At 59.5% G+C, this 18,936-nt stretch carries 2 protein-coding genes; both read left to right on the forward strand.

Annotation, left to right across the window (positions count from 1 at the left end):
* Positions 1-13 precede the first annotated feature (13 nt).
* Positions 14-2,143 carry a leukotoxin LktA family filamentous adhesin gene (locus PGX44_RS09860; protein ID WP_498855259.1) on the forward strand — a complete coding sequence of 710 codons (2,130 nt, stop codon included), beginning with the start codon at positions 14-16 and terminating at the stop codon, positions 2,141-2,143.
* 257 nt (positions 2,144-2,400) lie between these two features.
* On the forward strand, positions 2,401-18,702 hold the full coding sequence (locus PGX44_RS09865) for a hypothetical protein (RefSeq protein WP_498855260.1): 16,302 nt from the start codon (positions 2,401-2,403) through the stop codon (positions 18,700-18,702).
* Positions 18,703-18,936 lie beyond the last annotated feature (234 nt).

The following is an 18,936-nucleotide window of genomic DNA, read 5'->3' on the forward strand; positions in this document are numbered from 1 at the left end:
GGAGGCATGACCTGTGAGTAAACGACGTAACCACCATAAAAATAAGCGCCCTGGCGCACTGCCTATAGAGAACCAAAAACGCCTGACCTGGCAGGTCCTTTCGGCCGTCACGACGGCAGGCTTCCTCCTGACGCCCTTCGCTGCCCAGGCTGCCGAGATTACAGACGTAAACGGCGCTTCCGCCGTGGCTAAGACGACCAATGGCGGCAATGGCGTAACCATCAGCGATGTATACGCCCAAAAGCTGAACAATGGCAACGCCATCAACCACTTTAAAAACTTCAAACTCGACCAAAACGACGTGACCAACCTCTATTTCCACACCAAAGACAAGCCGGCAGAGGAATCAGCCAACCTGGTCAACTTCGTCGACAACCGTGTGGACATCAACGGCACAGTAAACGCTATCCATAATAAACAGATCGGCGGCAACCTCTATTTCCTCGGCTCCGAAGGCATGGCCGTCGGCAAATCTGGCGTCATCAACACGGGCTCCCTCTATGTCATGACGCCGACGTATACCGTCGCCTCAGACAGTGGCGAAATGGACTTTGACACCCTCTCCGACACCCTGGCAAATAACCAGAATGAAGAGACCACGAAAGCCACCCTGGCCAATATCCAAACGGGCCATTGGTCTGTCCCGGTCAATCCCAGCGGCACCATTACCATCCTCGGCAAGGTCAACGCCACAGGTGATGTGAAGCTCTATGCCCCGCGCATTGCCGTGGGCAAGAGCATTACGGGCAAACCCTTCGATGACGTGGCCGCAGATGGCACGACAACCGGGGCAGCCATCGAGACCGGCATAACGGACTTTTCGAACGTCGTCAGGCTTACACCGGAGCAACAGGCCAATGCCGGCCTGACGAAGCTCAACGTCACAGCCAGCGGCAACGGGGACATCGTCTTTGCAGCCAAAGCGGAATACGAAGAATTCGTAGACAAGGCCTTCGAAGACTTTGGCAGCAGCCTGGGAATGCACGTCAACGAAAAGAAAGCCGTTAAAGCCAGCATAGAAAACTACGGTACCCTTACGGCTGCCGGCAATGTACAGCTCACAGCCGAAGCGACCAATGGCAACCTCGATAAGGCAATTATCGACGCGGCCAAAGCCGTAAAAGACGGTACGCAGTATGCCGGCGACGTCGTCGTGGCTGTCGACGCCAGCGCCTTCACCAAGACCGAAGCCGAAGTCAATGTCCAAGGCAATATTACAGCGGCCAAGGACGTTGTCCTCAAGGCCAATTCAGATAACCGCTACATCGATAACAACACATCCTTTACCGATGTGACCTCCTTACTGATCAGCTTCATCAATCCAATTGGCGTCGACGTAGGTCTCCTTGAAAGCAAAGCGACGGTTACTATCGGCGCCGGGAACGAAGTAAAAGGCAAAAACGTCACAGCCGCAGCCGATGCCAATCTGATCGCCGGCGTCGGTGCCGACGTCTACGGCCGTAAGCTCATCAAAGGCTTTACAGCAGGCATTCCGGCCCCGGCCTTTACCTATACCAAAGCGGTCAACACGGCTACGGTCAACGTCGAAGGCGATCTTACGGCTACAGGCGACGATACAGTCAATGCCGACGGCTCGACGACAGCTGCGTTGCGCGTCACAGCCAATGCCACGTCCGACGTAGACAGCACGGCTGCCATGGAAGTCATAAATGGTACCGTGATTCCCACTACGGGCACGGGTACAGGTACTGGCACTGGTACGCCCGTCACACCCGTAACGGGAGGCAGCAGCGATACCGGCGACGGCCAAACGACAACGGGCTCACCCATACTGGTCACGTCCATTGCCGTAACGGACCACGAAAATAACGCCACCATCAATATGAAGGGCAAAGCCACAGCCGAAAAGGGCAGCGTCGACATGAACGCCAAGGCAGAAAATTCCCTCTACACGTCAGCCATGACCCAAGTCTCTGACGAAACCGCACTCAGCACGGCCATCGACGTCTTACCCACGACAGTACGGCCAAAGTCAACGTCAGCGGCGCCGTCACAGGCCAGAAGGATGTCACCATTACCGCCAATAACACGCTCAAGACGAACAGCCATATTGCCAACAACAACCAAGGCACGACACGCCTGCAAAATGCTTACACCGATGCCCTCGATTTTGACGGCATAATCGATGAAGTCTTCAAGATTCCTATCGTCGACAAGGCCATTGACGGTCTCCTCAGTCTCTTCTCGGACGGTGATGGCACAACAACATCACCGAAGACCTCGTGGGACCAGAAGCTCTCCCGTACGGTTTCTGTTGGGGCAGCCGTTCTGGTCGTCGACGAAGACAATACGTCGTCCGTCAACTTTGACGCCGCCTCGGTCACCAAGGCCACGACGGGCAGCCTCACGGTCACAGCCGACACGATCAACGAGGATACGATGCTCACCGCTGCCGGTACGGCCAATACCTTTAGAAATGACGACCAGACCTCAGACCCGACGACAGGCGCCATTGGCGTCCTCTTTGGCGGTATGAACCAAACGGCCGCCGTCAACGTCGCAGACGGAAAAGCCGTCCTTTCAGCCGGCAAGGACATGACCCTCAAGAGCAACACCCAAATGGATTACAACCGCGTAAACCGGATGATCGCCGCCCTTGACGAAAGCATCAAGAAGCTCGAATTTGCCATCAAGCTGGTCTCCGCCGACGGCAGTGCCGAAGGCAAAGAAATTGCAGAAAAGGCCACGCAGCTAAAGCGCTCCTTAGAAGCCTTCCAGACGAAAAACGATCCCCAAATGACCGAAATCAAGACGGATGAAATGAACAACCAGGAAACGTGGGAACAGGCCGGTGACGTAGCCAGTAATGGCGCCGATATCCTCGTCCAGGCCGGTGCCCTGACCCTGCAGGTTGCCGAATCAGGCCTCACCCTGGGAGCAGACCTCTACAATATCCTGAACAACGCCTTGTCCGTCGTCGATCAGGCCCTGACCTTTGTGGCGCCGAGCAACTACGCCAACGTCTCGGCCACGGCCTCAGCCCGCGGCGGCCAAGATACGAAACGGGCCATTTCTGCAGCCGTAACGATCACCGATTTCAACTATGACAGCCACGTCACCATCGGCAAAGACGCCAGCCTCACAGCCAATAATGCGCTCGATCTCAAGGCCAAAGAAAATATTATCGACGTCAACGTCACAGGCAAGTCCCTCTTCTGGAATAACGATGCCGACGCCGGAGCCGGTGCCGGTGTAGGCGGCAGCTTCAATTACCAGAGCCTCGACTCCAAGGGCCTCGTCAGTGTTGCTAAGGGCGCAACCCTCACGGCCGGTGATATTGACCTGGCCAGCACGTCCGATGTCTTCCACGTCGGCGCCATGCTCTCCGCCGGCTTATCCGACGGCACCGGGATTACCGGCATGGCCGCCATCACCGACAGCGACAGTGACAACCAGGTTCTCGTCGACAAGGATGCCAAGATCACGGCCAAAAAGAGTGATACAAATCAAACGGAGGGCACAGTTTCCCTCAGTGGCTATAACAATACAAACGTCAACAATGCCATTTTGGCCCTCAATGCCGGTACAGGCACGGCCGCTGCCGGTATGGCCGTCGCTATTAACAACATCGACGTCACCAACCGCGCAGCCATTGAAGACCTGGACCCGAAGGATAACCTCAACAGCACGACAGGCTTCATCAACGCCGCGGCTCTTTCGGCAGACGCCGAAACGACAGGCCTCATCAACAGCATTACCTTCGCCGGCGGGATTACCTACAGCGACAGCCGCACTAAGACCCAGGAAGAACGAAACATCCTGGACACGATCGGCGATAAGATCGACGTCGTTTCTACGGTCGTTCCGGCTACAATCAATAAAGGCGTCAGCTTCGCTTCCGGCCTGACCAAGGATTTCATCAGAATCTTCAACGGCGGTTCGTCCCAAGGCGGCGGCACACCGGCCCAGGCGCAGCAGGCAACGTCCCAGACAGCGCCGACACCGGGGGTCTTGCCGGAAAATCCGCCCTTTACTCTGGGTGCTTCCGGCAGCGCCTCCGTCAATTTGGAAACGAACAAGACAGATGCCATCATCGACGGTGCCAACGTCCATCTTGATAACGACGGCAACGTCCAAGCCGGTGCCCGCGATACGTCCTTCGTCGGCGCCTGGAGCGGCGGCGCTACCATGTCCTTCCGTACGAAAGCCTACCAAGGGAAAAGTGCCGCCTTCAGCGGTGCCGTCGGTGTCAATTACATCGACAATACCCTTACGGCTGCCATCAAGAACAGCACCCTTACAGGCGTGAAGAATCTGGACGTCGAAGCCCTCAGCGGCGGTACAGCCATCGCCTCCGGCCTGGGCGTGTCCCTCATTGATGACGGCAGCCCGGGCAACAACTTCGCCGGTGGCGCGTCCTTCTCGGTCAACCTCATTGACAAAGACGTGACGGCCCTCCTGGAAAACGACAAGGTAAACGTCGGCCAAACGGCAAAAGACCAGGCCGACATCGACGTCACGGCCTACGAAAGCGACCTGCAGGTCACAGGCGGCATCAATGCCAATATTAACAGCAGCGGCGGTACCGTCGCCGGGGGCAGCGTCAGCGTGTCCAATATTAACAATAATGTCAAGGCCGGTATCAATGGCGGCACCTTTGAAGATGTGGCCAGCGCCAACGTAGAAACCCTCCTGGCAACCAAGCAGATCACGTCTGCCGTGTCGATGGGTGTTGCCGTCGGCGGTGCAGACGGTACGACCGATAAAGCCTTTACCGGCGCCATCGTCTATAACGGCCTCCATAACCTCGCTGATGCGGCTATCTATGGTGGTGCCAACGTGACCGCTACCCAGGCCGTCACTGTCGCCTCCCACGATACGACCAGCAGCTCTGAAGAAGCCAAGCCCTTCCAGGACAAGCTCGGCGATTATTCTGATCATGAACAATTTGCCGAAAACGCCGGTATCGATACAGACGGCTCGTCATACTACAAAGATACAGACGAAAATGGCAAAGGCCTCGACACGGCCGGCCAGGCTGTGGACCTGGAAAATAAGGGCAGCCTCAGTGTCGGCGCAGCCGTCGTCGTCGCCGTATCCGATGATGCCGCCGGTGCTGCCGTCAACGTAGCCGATCGGGACATCGATTTCTCGGCCCGCATCGACAACGCCACGATCAAAGCCGCGGCCATCGCCACGACTGCCGAAGCGGACAGCTTAGGCGTCGACGTCTCTGCCGGTGTTGCCGCCGGGACACAAGACTTCGGCGGTGTCGGCAGTGTGAACTGGCAGACCCAGGCCAACGACGTCCTGGCCCAGGTCAGCGACGCAACACTGATTACGGATAAACTGGCCATCAAAGCCGACAGCAACGCCAAAGAAGTAAACGTCGCTGGTTCCGTCGCCTATGGCGGTACAGCCGGTGTCGGCGAATCCCTGGCGTACAACAAGCTCTCTAACCAGATTCACGCCTACCTCGCCGGCGGGTCCCTCCAAAGCCTGACAGCAGCGCGCGGCGTCGACCTCGATGTCACCGCTGCCAATGGAGGCGCACTCTATGCCATCGGCGCCACTGTCGGTGCCAGCCAGAAAGTCGCCCTCAGCGGGACTATAGCCGTCAACCACGGCGGCAGCGATACAGAAGCCGTCATCGGTGAAGCCGAAGACGCGGCAGGCAATATCGTAACCAAAGATAAGACGACCCTCACGAACGTAGCCGATACGAACGTCCTGGCAACGGGCAGTGACACACGCGTCGCAGCCATTGGCGACTTCGGCTTCGGCGGCTCCGTCGCCGTAGGCGGTGCCGTAGCGTACAACGACGTCGGTGGCGCCGGCACAGGCGAAACAGGGCAGAAGACCCGCGCCGCTATCGTCAACACGGACCTGACGACGACCGATGCCGGCAAGGTAGCTGTCCACGCCGGCGATACGTCAAAGCTGACCACCTTCAGCTTTGGCATCGGTGGCAGCGGCAACGTCGCCGTTCAGGGTAGTGCCGCTACGGCTCTGGTCAATAAAGATATTACAGCCGAAGCCAAAAAATCAGTCATTAAAGCCGCTGCAGGCGGTACGACAAAAGACGTAGCCGTTACGTCCGACAGTAAGAGCACGGTCACGACCAAGTCCGTCGTCGGCGCTCTCAGTATCAGCGGCGCCGGCGGTGCCGGTGTCAGCGTGGCCCGCATCAACCAGGACACGACGGTCAGCGTCACGGATAGCGAGATTACAGACACGAATACGCTCGTCCAGGCCACGGGTAACAGCGACATTACGACCGTCGGTATCGGTGCCGCCATTGCCGGTAACGTCGCCGTCTCCGGTAACGTCGCCGTCAATATCATCGGCAACAACGTCGACGCCAGCGTCGCCCGCAGCACCCTCACCAGCACAGGCAACATCGGCGTCCTCGCCAACGGCCGCGAAGACCTGGGCAACTATGCCGGCGTCGTCGCCCTCAGCGCCACCGAAGCCGGTGCCGGTACAGGCATCAGCACGAGCTACAACGAAATCAACGGCACTACCGCCGCCACCGTGACGGATAGCAGCCTCAAAGCCGACGGTACAGATGACGCAGCCGTGGCCCTCACACAGTCTATGGATAAAAATGGCGTCCAGACAGAAGCAAAGGACGGCGACCAGACCGTCAGCGACAAACGTAAAGGCGTCGTCACTGCCGCCTATGGCCAGCACGACCTTGAGAGTGTCGCCGTCACCGGCGGTATTGGCGCCTCGCCCACCGTCTCCGGCGGCGTAGCCGGCACGATTACGGTCAACAAGATCGGCGGCAGCACGAAGGCCACCGTGACCAATACGGCCATTAACGAAACGCGCACGGCAAAGGCCAACGATGACGTCACCGTCCAGGCCAAAGACCGCACGGACAGCGAAAGCCACGTAGGCTCCCTGTCAGTCGGCATTGGCGGTGCGGCCGGTATCGGCGTAGCCGGTGCCTCCGATACGCTCAGCTTTAGCCGCACGACCCAGGCGGAACTCTCCGGTAACGTTTCCGATCCGAAAAACCGCCAGAACAAGACCGTCAACGGCCGTACCATCGACGTCACAGCCGATCAGAAGTCGGACGTCGTGACCAACGCCGACGGCCTTTCCATCTCCGGTGGCGGTACGGTTGCCGCCTCGGCAGCCGCCTCCGTTGCAGCCACTAAGCTGGACGGCACGACCAAAGCCGTTGTCGACCATATTTCCAGCACCAACGACAGCCTCAACGTCAGCGCCCTGCATGATCATCATACGACCCTCGTCAGTGCCTCGGCAGCAGCCGCCGGCGCTCCGGTTGGTGCCGCTGTCGGTGCCGGCATTGGCGTCGTCAACGATGACTTTACGACTGCAGCCCTCATCGACCGGAGCAGTATCCTCAGCCAGACCCGGACTGCCGTCCAAGCCGATAGCAGCACTGAAGTCGATACGTACGTCGTCGGCGTCGGTGCCTCGTCCAGCGTCGGTGCCGGTGCGACCATTGCCGTCAATAACCTCAACAGTACGACCACAGCCGAAGTCAACGGCTCGTCTATTGGCCGCGCCCGGACTACCGGCCAGGACCAAAATGGTGCGACTACCGTCATAGCTGCCGTCACGCCGGACTTCATTGTCGACGCCCACAACCGGGTAACGACGAAATTTGATTCCGTTTCCGTTGCCGGCGGCGTCGCCGCTGCCGGTATCGGCGTCGGTGTCAACACGGTCAATACGGGCACCTTAGCCAAAGTGACAGACAGCACAGTATACGCCAAGACAGGCGACGTCAAGGCCAGGGAAGAACTGGACGTCAACCAGACGCTGACCGGCGCCACTGCCGGCGGTATCGGTGTCGGTACGAATATCATGGTGACCACCATCGGCACGACTGTCGCCACGTCCTATGGCCAGGCAGGCCCGAAGAGTGGCACCGCCAAGGGCCAGGAATTTATCGACAAGGCCAACGGGGCTCTCGATTCGCAAGACGAAAACCTGGAACACCAAGGAAAGCTCATCAATGAAGACCTCGGCATCAAGCCGACGAACGACAAAACCATCAAAGCCGGTACAGGCTCGAAGACGGATGCCGGTACACAGACCCTCGTTAGCAATAGTACGCTCACGGCCAGTGACAGCCTCAGCGTCAGCACCGACAGACAGACCGACGCAGACATTGCCTCTACGTCTGCCAACGTAGCGGCCTTAGGCGGCTTAGGCGTCACCGTTGCCGTCCTGGACGCCCAGAAAGACGCCGGCGTCACGGTCAGTGGCAAGAGCGACCTCAGCGCTGCCAACAATCTTACCATTCAGGCCAAACAGCACGGTACGACGGCCGTTACGGCCAACCAGGCGGCTGCCGCCGATGTAGCCAGCATCAGCGCTGCCTTTGCCCAGAGCAAATCAGGCGGTACGACGAACATCGCTATTTCAGGCAGCAGCCTGCAAGGCGGTACGACGACGCTTCTCGCCGAAGATACAGGAACGACCTCAAGCCAAGTCGTGGGCGTTACGTCAGCCCTGGGCTTTAGCGGCGGCGCCCTCATTACAAACGCCGAAAATGATAGCACGACCGAGGTCACCCTTGCCGGCAGCACGGCTGTTTCCAATACCGGTGCTACAACCATCCGGGCTAATAAAGGCAACACCAGCGACGCCGTAACCAAGGGCGGTGCCGTCGGTGCCGCCGCCCTGCAGGGCATCGTCGCCTATGCAGAAGATAAGGGAGATAGCAAAATTACCCTCACGGGAGCTAATAACATAAGCGGTAAAACCGTCAGTATCATGGCCCAAGGCACGCCCCGCGTCAACGCCGGCGCCTACGCCTATAACGGTGCCCTACTCGGTGCCGTCGGTGCCTCTGTGGCTACAGCCGTAGCGAGCGGACAGGTCAGCCTCACCGCAGAGAATGGCTCGTCCTTTAGTGGCGACAGCGTCACCCTGAGCGCCGCCACAGGCCAGCAGGCAGACGATAGGGGCAAGGCCTACGCAAACGCTGCAGCCGAATCCATCGGCGGGTCCGCTGCCTTAGCCGGCAGCTTCCAGGCCAACGTCGGCGACGCGTCCCAGACGACAACCGTCAACGTCAGCGTCGGCAACAGCCTCTATAACACAGGCGAACTCATCATTTCCGGCGCCAACTCGTCGGCCCTCCAGGCCAGCGCCGAAGGCGTCAGCGTCGGTGCCATTGCCAGTGGCGAAAACATTTCCGAAATGACCGGCACCCTGACGACCACCGTCAGTGCCGCCGGTGCCCAAGCAGGCAGCTCTCTCGGCAGCGTTGCCGTCCGCAGCAGCGGCTACGGCAACCTGGACAATATCTCCTTCGGTGCCGGTGGCGGCCTCGTGGGCATCAGCCCGACAGCAGCCGAAACGGATACAACCCTTACGACCGACACACAGACGAACATCAGCGGCTCGTGGCAGGCCGGCTCTTTTACGGCGTCGGCTACCAACAGCGATGACGTCGACGCTACGGCCGATTCCTTCGCAGCAGCCGTCATCGGCGCCAGCGGCTCGGAAATGACAACCAAGATCACGCACAACGCCGCCACGAATGTGGCCGCTGCGATTACCACCACAGGCGCCCAGAACTACACGGCCGTCAATACGGTCGACCACGACGTCAACCTCATGGGCAGCGGCTACGGCGGCGCAACCGTCAATGCCAACGCCGTGGAAAATACCCTGGCCTACACGGCCCAGGTCAACCTGAACAAAAACACGGTCCTCACCGGTAGCGGTGATCACGGCGCCATCACGGCCCTGGCCGCCACGACAGGGGATATGAAATACAAGAACGACCTGAAGAGCGGCGGCATCGTCGCGACCACGGCCGCGTACAGCAAAAATGACCTGACCTACGCTAACAGTGTCAACGCTACGGAAGCCACCTTGAAGACGGCCAAAGCCGGCCAGGACATTACCCTGGCCGCGACAGACAACACGTATGCCTCCTTTGAAACCATTGCCGATACCCAAGGCGGGGGCGTCGGTGCGGCCACGGCAGAAACAGAAAATACGCTCCACCGGTCCAACACGATCAGCCTGACAAGGGGCCTCGTAGAAAGCATGAACGACGTCAACCTCTACGCCGGTGCCGACCAGAACGGCATCCGTTCCGTCCTCAATTACTCGGCCGTCGCCGATGCCTACAACAAGACCATCGTGCCACTGGCCAGCGATCCTATTCTGGGCAATACCATGACCCAGACCAACCACGTCGACGTCAACGGCGAAGTCCGTTCCGTCCGCCATACGAACCTCAAAGCCGCCCAGGGCCTGACCAGCGTTTCCGAAAGCGCACGGGAATACAACAACTACACAGGTGGTGCCGGTACGGGTTCGACGACCTCTACGGCCCAAGGCACCCATACGAGCAGTGAAACGACGCAGAACTCCGTTTCCATCGGCAGCAGCGGCTCCATTACGGCCGGCATCCATACGGATCTGGACCTCACCATTGACGGGAAAACCAAAGCCGCTACGACGGCAGAGGGCAAACCGGCCCTCGACTGGAGCAGCATCAAGGCTACGGTCAATGCAGGCAGCGAGTGGTTCTCTGCCGACAGCGTCAAGCCTACCAGCGTAACCCTGACCAACACCCTCATGAGCCGCTACAACAGCCTGGCGAATGTCATTGGCCAATATTCGCCGGAATCCAATGAATACAAGGTCCTCCTGGCGGAAATGAAAGAGCTGAAAGCCCTCATGGAAACCAATGGCTTCGTCAAAAACGGTGCCATCCTCGATGAAATCACCGTCGCTGCTATCAACCTGCCGGACATCGTCGTTTCCGGCGGCAACATCGTCATCGATAGCGATGCCGTTTCCGGTACAGGCAGCCTCACTGCCCAAGGCGCCCATGCTGTCAGCGTCCTCAACCGGAGCGACCTCTACCTGAAGACCGGCGACGTCGTCATTAAAGACAAAGGCGGCACCATTACCTACAACGACAGCACCGTAGGCAAAGACCTGTCCGGCTTTAAGGGCACCCTGACGAGCAGCACGGCTAGCGGCAGCGAACCGTCCATCACCATTGCCAGCACAGGCTACGCCTCGGACAACACCAGCCCGGATATCGGCGTCTATGGCAATATCGTCAACAGTACAGGCGATGTCACCATCAAAAACGCCAACCGGAATATTTATATCGTCGGCTCGGCCAACGTCACGGGCAAGACCATCCACATTACAGCCGACCAGGGCTCTGTCAGCCAGACCAGTGAAGGCTGGCTTATCGCCGGTGCCGACCCGATTACGCGCTACCAGTTTAACGACGCCATTGCCCAAAAGATTCAAAAGTATATTTCAAAAGCCCAAACCAACGGGACCAATATTTCGTGGCTTACCAGCCAGTCCTCCTACGAAAGCTACCGGCAGGCCCTCCTGGCACACGCCGCTGATCTCGGTCTTTCTGACGACGAAAAGAACACCATCAGTACCTACAGCGCCGATGAAAGTGCCGGTATCCACGCCGGCAGCACGGTCTACATGACAGGCAAAAACGTCATCCTCGACGGCCTCGTCCAGAGCGGCTACGGCACGTACCGGACCGTCCTTACGACAGAAGACCAAAGCCGTATCAGCGCCCTCGATGCGCAGTGGCAGCGCAACCGGCGGGCCCTCACGGACGACCAGGTCATGAGCAACAATGCGTATCTCATCAACGGCGGCGGCGCGTACTACAACAGCGCCAAAGGCCAGTGGGAATACGAAGTCAAGATTTTCTACAACCCCGCTACGGGCAAGCTCCTGGCTGAAAACCTGGAACCGTCGGGCGGCAAGATCTACATCACCGGGGCCATTGCCAGCACCAACGGCAGCGGCCGCATCCTGGCCCTGGACGGCACGCCGGATATTACCATTGATACTAGCAGCGTAGCCAAGGACCTGACCCTCCACAAGATAGAAAATAAAGACCTCGAAGGCCTCATCAGCATCAGGGATACGAATACCAATACCCTCACAGAGGTCACGCGCAAGGATCAAACCGTAACCGCCACGACGGCCGCCGTAGACCCGAAGAAGGCCTATGATACGAGCCGCATGAACGCCAGCGGTACAGTCTACACGCCTGTCGCCCAGACCCTCAAATGGACCGGCGGCACAGCAGGCGACGTAAAGGTTACGAACTATGGCTACGATACGGACTTCGTTTTCTGGGGCCTCATTGACTACAATACGACAGCCGATTTCGTCGAAAAGAGCGGCGTCGATTTGGGCAAGGCTGCGACGAGCTCCCAAACGATGTCCGGCGATCAGGCCCTGGCGGCCGGCCAGGTCATCGCCAAGGGCGCTGCAGCTGCAGACTACTCGGTAGATACGAAGGTCTATACAGACGAGTACACCCAGTGGAGCCGCGTCAGCGCCAATAAAGAATACGACGGCTTCTGGGGCGAAGTGCTCGGCTACGGCACAGTAAAATACCGCTGGTCAGGTTCGCAAAACAGCTCCACCAGCAGCACCTACACTATTAAAGCAGATCATCCCATTACGACGGGCTTCATTAGCGGCGGCACAGACGCGATTTCCATTACAGCCAATAAAGACCTCAGCCTCGATGGGACCATTTCCTCTGCCGGCACGGGCGGCACGGTCACCCTGCAGAGCACTGCCGGCGGCATTAGTGCTACAGGCGGCGCCAGCGTTCTCACCGATTCGCTCACGGCCAGCGCAGCCGGCACGATCAGCCTCAACCACAGTGCCCTCGGCACGGACGCAGCCTTGTCCGTCCGAAGTACCAAGGGCGACGTCACGGTCCTTTCGGATAAAGGCAATCTGAGCGTCACCAACGGCACAGCCGGCGGCAACCTGAAGCTCCAGGCCGACGGCAATCTCACGGCTACAGGCACGCCCCTTTCAGGGAAACGCATCGACCTCATCAGCCGCACCGGCGCCATTGACGCCAAAGCCAACGCGGCGCCTGCAGCCACCAGTGCCGATACCCTGGCGGCCAGCCTCAACGCCGACGCCGCCGGGAACATTACCCTCACAAACGACAACGGCAACATGCGCATTGGCTCCATCGTCAGCCATAACGGCAACGTCAGCCTTACGACGTCCGGCAGCTTTGAAGACGCTACCAGCGGCGGCGAACTCTCCGGCAGTGCCGACAAGCTCCAGCTCTGGCAGGAGCTGGGACTCATCAGTACCGACGACGCGGCAGACAGCAAGACCGTTGCCGCTGCCAAGGCCAAGGCCGACCGCGAAGCTGCCCTGACTGTACGGGGCAACCAGCTCGCCGTCGCCTCAGAAGGCCGGCATAGCGTCACCGATTACGACGCAGCCGCCGAGGCCTATACGGCCGCTGCAAAGGGCGATGCAGACCTGCAGCAGGCCAAGAGCAACTACGAAAAGGCCGTCAAGACCAACGCCGGCGATATGGAAGCCTTGCAGGCCGCTGCGGCTGCGTACGACGCCGTGCGCAAGCAATTCCTCGTGGACCAGGGCTATACGGACTTTACAGAGGCAGAACAAGATTTCATCCTCGCCGCCAGCGACATCCGCAGCAATACGTCCTACGGCTGGAGCCAAAACGACCTCCTGTATGCCATTCAGAGCAGCGTCCTCAATGCCTCGCCGAAGAATGAAATCCTCACAGTAGAGCAGGCCAACGTCAAGGGCAATACCATTACCCTCAACGCCGCCCGCAACATCGGCACAGACGGCACGCCGCGTACCATCTCCTACGCCGACCTGACCAAGCTGGAAAATCTCCAGCTCCTGGCCCAGGCCAAAGCAGGGGACCTGACGTGGAATGCAGAGGCCCAAACGCTCACTATCCGCCAGCAGCGCCCCATTACCATCGAGCTCACGGGCAGTGCCAACGTCAACGCCAATACGTCTCAGACCACTGGCGCCGGCAGCATTTACCTGGCCGGGGTCAAGGATTCCGCCCTCAACGTAACGGGCAAGATCTCGACTACGGCAGACGTGAAGCTCATGGCCGATAAGGGCGTTACCATGGACAGCGGCGGCATTACGGCCAAGAACCTCATTGTTACCGGCGGTACCGGCGACATTGGCAGTGCAGCCAAGAACCTCGTGACCAACCTCTCCGGCACCCTCGACGCTCGGACCGATGCCAATCTCTACATCCATCAGACCGGCATCGGCACCGACCCGGCCCGCGTCCTGACCATTCAGAGCGTCGGCGGCAAGGTCGTGTCCCTGGCCTCTGATGCGGGCATGAAGATGACCACCGAAACAGGCAAGACCATGGGCTACATCGACGGCGACGTCGTGACCCTGACGTCGGCCAACGGTGCCTTGGGCCTCGTCACAGACGGCCTGCGCGTCAAAAATAGCGGCGTCCTCAATGCCAGTGCCAATACGGACGGCATGGGCGTCTATATTGCCGGCACCGGCACTGGCGGCACGCTCACCCTGAAGGAAATAACCGCCGGCGGCGACGTCGTCATCGATAGCGAAGGCACCCTCCTGGCAGGCCAGGAAGCCGTAGCCCAAACGGAAACGACAGCCGCTAAGGATGCCATCGACAGCCAGATTACAGGCGACAACGTCACCCTCAAGAGCGTCGGCACCATCCGCCTCAACCAGGGCTCTCTCAACGCCGGCAGCGTGAAAGACGGCAAACTTGTCGCCAGCTCCGGCACAGTTACCTTGAACTCCCAGAACGCCATTACGCAGACGACAAACCACGGCCTGCAGACACCGGCCTTGGACCTCAGCGCCGGCGCCGGCATCGACCTGCGCAGTAACGCCTCAGGAACGGCTGCCGACCGCAAGGTCAATAACGTCAACACGATTGAACTGGGCAATACCAAGGCCGCTCAGGACGTATACGTCCATACAGCCAATACCCAGGCCACAACCGTGCACTTCAAGGACGGTTCTACAGGCAACAACGTTACGATCCACAACTACGGTACAGGCACAGCGGCTGGCCTCAGCGTCACTGGCGCCGGCACAGCTGCGACCGACCTGACCCTGACGAACGAAGCCGGCAGCCTCAGCACAACAGGCACCCTCACGGCAGGCCAGGATCTTAGCCTCACGGCCTCCGGCAGTGTCGGCACCAGCGCTGCCCTTCTGGCAACGCGCAACGTCAGCCTTACGGGCGGCACGTCGATTACCAATGCAGCAGCCGTCACGGCGACGAAAGGTTCGGTCAATATGACGGCCCAAAACGCCATCAGCCAGAGCGGCAACGTCACAGCCGGCACGAGCCTCAATATAGCCAGCGAAAAAGAAGGGAACGTCACCGTCACAGGCAACCTCAAGAGCGGCACGACCCTGCGCCTGGCAGCTAAGAAAGGCACCCTTGCTGTGGGTACCAATAAAGCAGCCAACAGCATCGAAGCCGGTACGACGGCAACCGTCCTGACTACCGACGGTGCCCTTACGCTCTACGGCAATACGAAGTCCGTCACCGGTACGACTGTCGAGACCATCACGAGCGGTGACCTTACCGTCACGGGCAACCTCGACGCGACAGGCCAAGGCAATGTCAACGTCATCACGGCTACGGGCGACGTCAAGCTCACGGGCAACAGCAAAGCCGGCAAGGCCATCTACGTCCACACGACCAGCGGTGACATCACCATCGATGGTACGGTTACGAGCGATACACCGGCGCCAACACAGGGCCAGACGAACGCCATCCTGCTCGCACTGCAGCAGGCAGGCGCACTGCCTGAAAACGGCATCCACATTGACAGCACGAGCGGCACCATCACCGCTGCCGGCGACTTCACAGGTGGCACAGGCGGCGCAGCCGAGCTCGTCAGCCAAACTGGCGATATCATCTACAGCGGTGCCCTCAGCACCGGCCAAGGCGTCCTCTTCCAGACCCAGAGCGGCGATATCACCGTCGGCACAGCCAAGACGGCCAGCTCCCTCACGTCCACAGGCGCTACGGTTACCCTGGAAACGACAGGCAACACGACGCAAGATAAAGGGGATATTACCCTCTACGGCAGTGCCGCCTCGGTAACGGGCACGACCGTCAAGACTAACTCCCTGGGCAACATCCGGCTCGAAGGCAGCCTGAAGAGTACGGGTAAGACAGGCAATGTCCTCGTCCAGACTACAAACGGCACTATTTCCCTCACGGCCTCCGATAATACCGTGCCGGTCATCAGCAGCGGCAACGACGCTACGGTCCGGTCCACGACCAGCGGCGGCATTACCGTAACCGGTGACATTACCGCCGCCAAGGCCGCCAGCCTGGCAGCCGCAGAAGGCAATGTCAGCCTCACAGGCAATCTTACGGCTAACGGCGGTGCAGCCAGTGTCAGTGCCTCCGATAAAGACGTAGACGCAGCTAGTGCTGACGATCTGAAAGGCGACATCGCGATTACGGGCAATGTCATCTCCGCAACGGACGCTGTTACTGTCAGCACGGATAACGGCAATATTGACCTCCAAGGCCTGACGCAGTCCGTTCTCGGCACGTCTGTCCAGACCGGTAGCGGCGACATCAGCGTCCACGGCAGCCTCCAGACCGTCGCGCCGAAAGCAGGCACGACCCTCACAGAAGGGGCGACGCAACACGTCACCGTTCTCACCGATAGCGGTGACATCAGCCTCACGGCGACGATTGCCGGCACACCGGTCATCACCAGCCTCAGCGATGCTTACGTCGCAGCCAATCAGACTGGCGACGCTAAGAAAGCAGGGGACATCAGCGTAACCGGTGATATTACAGCCGCCAAGACGGCAAACCTCGCCGCCGGCGAAGGCAGCGTCAGCCTTACAGGCAACCTCACCGGTACGGCAGGCAACGCCGTCATCCACGCCTCGGACAGCAACAACCTCGCTGCAGCAGGGAACATCGTCGTCGACGGCAACGTCACGGCAAAGGACCTCCTGAACATCAACACGGATAACGGCACCATTATGGCCGGCACAGCCAAACAGGCTTCGCGCCTGCGTGCAGGCAATATGGCCTCCGTCACGACGGAAAATGGCGATATCAGCCTCACCGGCACCGTCGAATCGCCGCTCGGCACGACTGTCGAAACGACCACTAGCGGTGACATCGTCCTGACCGGCGACGTCAAGACCTGGAACCTGGGCGATACGTCTATAGAAGGAACCGGCGACGTCCTCTTGCAAACGGCGAGCGGCGCCATTACCCACACGGGCCTCGTCACGGCAACCGGTGCTGCTGCCCTCCAGACAACAAGCGGCAATATCGTCCAGACTGGCGACGTCCGGAGCGGCACGACTACGGACATCCAAGCCCAGGCGAAAGGCCAGGTCGAAGTCTATGGCAACATCGACAGCGGCACGGCGACGACCCTTTACACGGCGCAGGGCAGTATCAGCCAGACCGGCCAGCATATCACAGCCGGCACGGCCCTTACGGCTGCTGCCAGCGAAGGCTCCCTTAGCCTCGGCAGCGACCTTACGTCCCAGAACGGCGACACAGTCCTCGTGGCCAGCGACAGTGCAGACACAGCCGCAGCAGGCAACATTCTCGTCACCGGCACGGTACAGGCCCTGAAGGGAAATATGCAGGCTGCGACGGACAACGGCGACATCGAATTTGCCGGCCCGGTCAGCGCGGATCAGGACCTGAGCGCCCACACCGGTAAGGGCAACATCCTCTTCCGGGACAACCTCTGGAGCGGCGAGAGCCTCACAGGCGAAACGGCTGCGGCAGGCAGCATCACCCTCGGCGGCACAGCCCAGGCGGCAGAAAATATAGGCCTCCAAGCCGGGAAGCAGGGTACCATTACCCTCCGTAAAGACGTGACCGCCGGCATCGACACGGCCTTTGGCACCAACGACGGCGACATCCTCTTTGAAGGAAACAGTCCGGGCCAGACCGAAGACATCCACGTCACAGCCCAAACGGGTAACGTCGCCATGACCACCAGCGGCACCGGCGACATCAAAGACAGCCACGGCACACCTGGCGGCGACCGCGCGTACATCACTGCAGACACAGGCAACATCACCATCAGGCACGAAGGTACAGGCAACGTAGATATCCAGTCTCTCTACGCCAAGAAAGACGCCGGCGTAGAAATCAAAGACGGCAGCCTCTACCTCAACGACATCGATGGCAACCTCGTCGCCCTCTTCGTCCGCAACCCGGACAAGGTCATGGACGTCGGACACATCACAGCCGGCACGCAAATTGCCATCTCCGGCTCCGACATCGGCCTGGACAACGTTGCCCAGCGCCTGGACTCCGACGGCTTCCTTACCATCACGCCTAACGGCGCCAGCGACGACCAGCCCATCGAAACCCTCGCCATTGGCGAACTCCGCACCAACACAGGCGCCCGCTTCGACCACCTCTGGCTCCGTAACGGCTCCATCAACGCCACCCAAGGCCAACTCCAACTGGACAAACTCTACATCCTGGACAAAGCCACCTTCAGCAACGGCGTCATGGACACCCACATCTACGGCACCACACCCATAGCGGACCCAGCCAGCACCAGCACCTACTGGAACAACACCAAACGCAACGACCCGCGCACACAACTAACCAGCTGGCTAGACAACAACACCAGCCGCGGCCGCGACGGCGCCTGGCAATACCTCCGCTTCGACGACAGAAGCCACACTCAATACAGCAACGGCAACCTCCTGCAACTCAACCCGCACAACTACGTCTACAACGAACGCTACACCCTGACCAACTGGATGAGCACCCAACAAGACGCAGACCACATGAACACATGGCAACAAGCCTACCACCCAGCCCTGACCTACGCAGAACGCTACAACCTCATAGACTGGGAAAAGGCAATACCCACGCAAGAAAATAAGAACGAAACAAAATAAAGACATAGCAAGGAGGAAAAAGCTCCCGGCCAAAAACCGGGAGCTTTGCCATTGCTTTCCCAGAGGGGAAAGTACCGGGAGCGAAGCGATACCGGGGATAGAGGGCGTGAGATTGAAATGTAATGTTGTGTACAAATACTGATTTTTTTCAGGTACCCTCTATCGCCCTTCGGGCACTAGTACCATAAACATGTAGTGAATAGGTCGCTCCTATCCGCTGCACTTATAGTTTAT

Origin of the sequence: Caecibacter sp. AF58-12pH5A (assembly GCF_027681725.1) — a bacterium.
Lineage (GTDB): Bacteria > Bacillota > Negativicutes > Veillonellales > Megasphaeraceae > Megasphaera > Megasphaera hominis.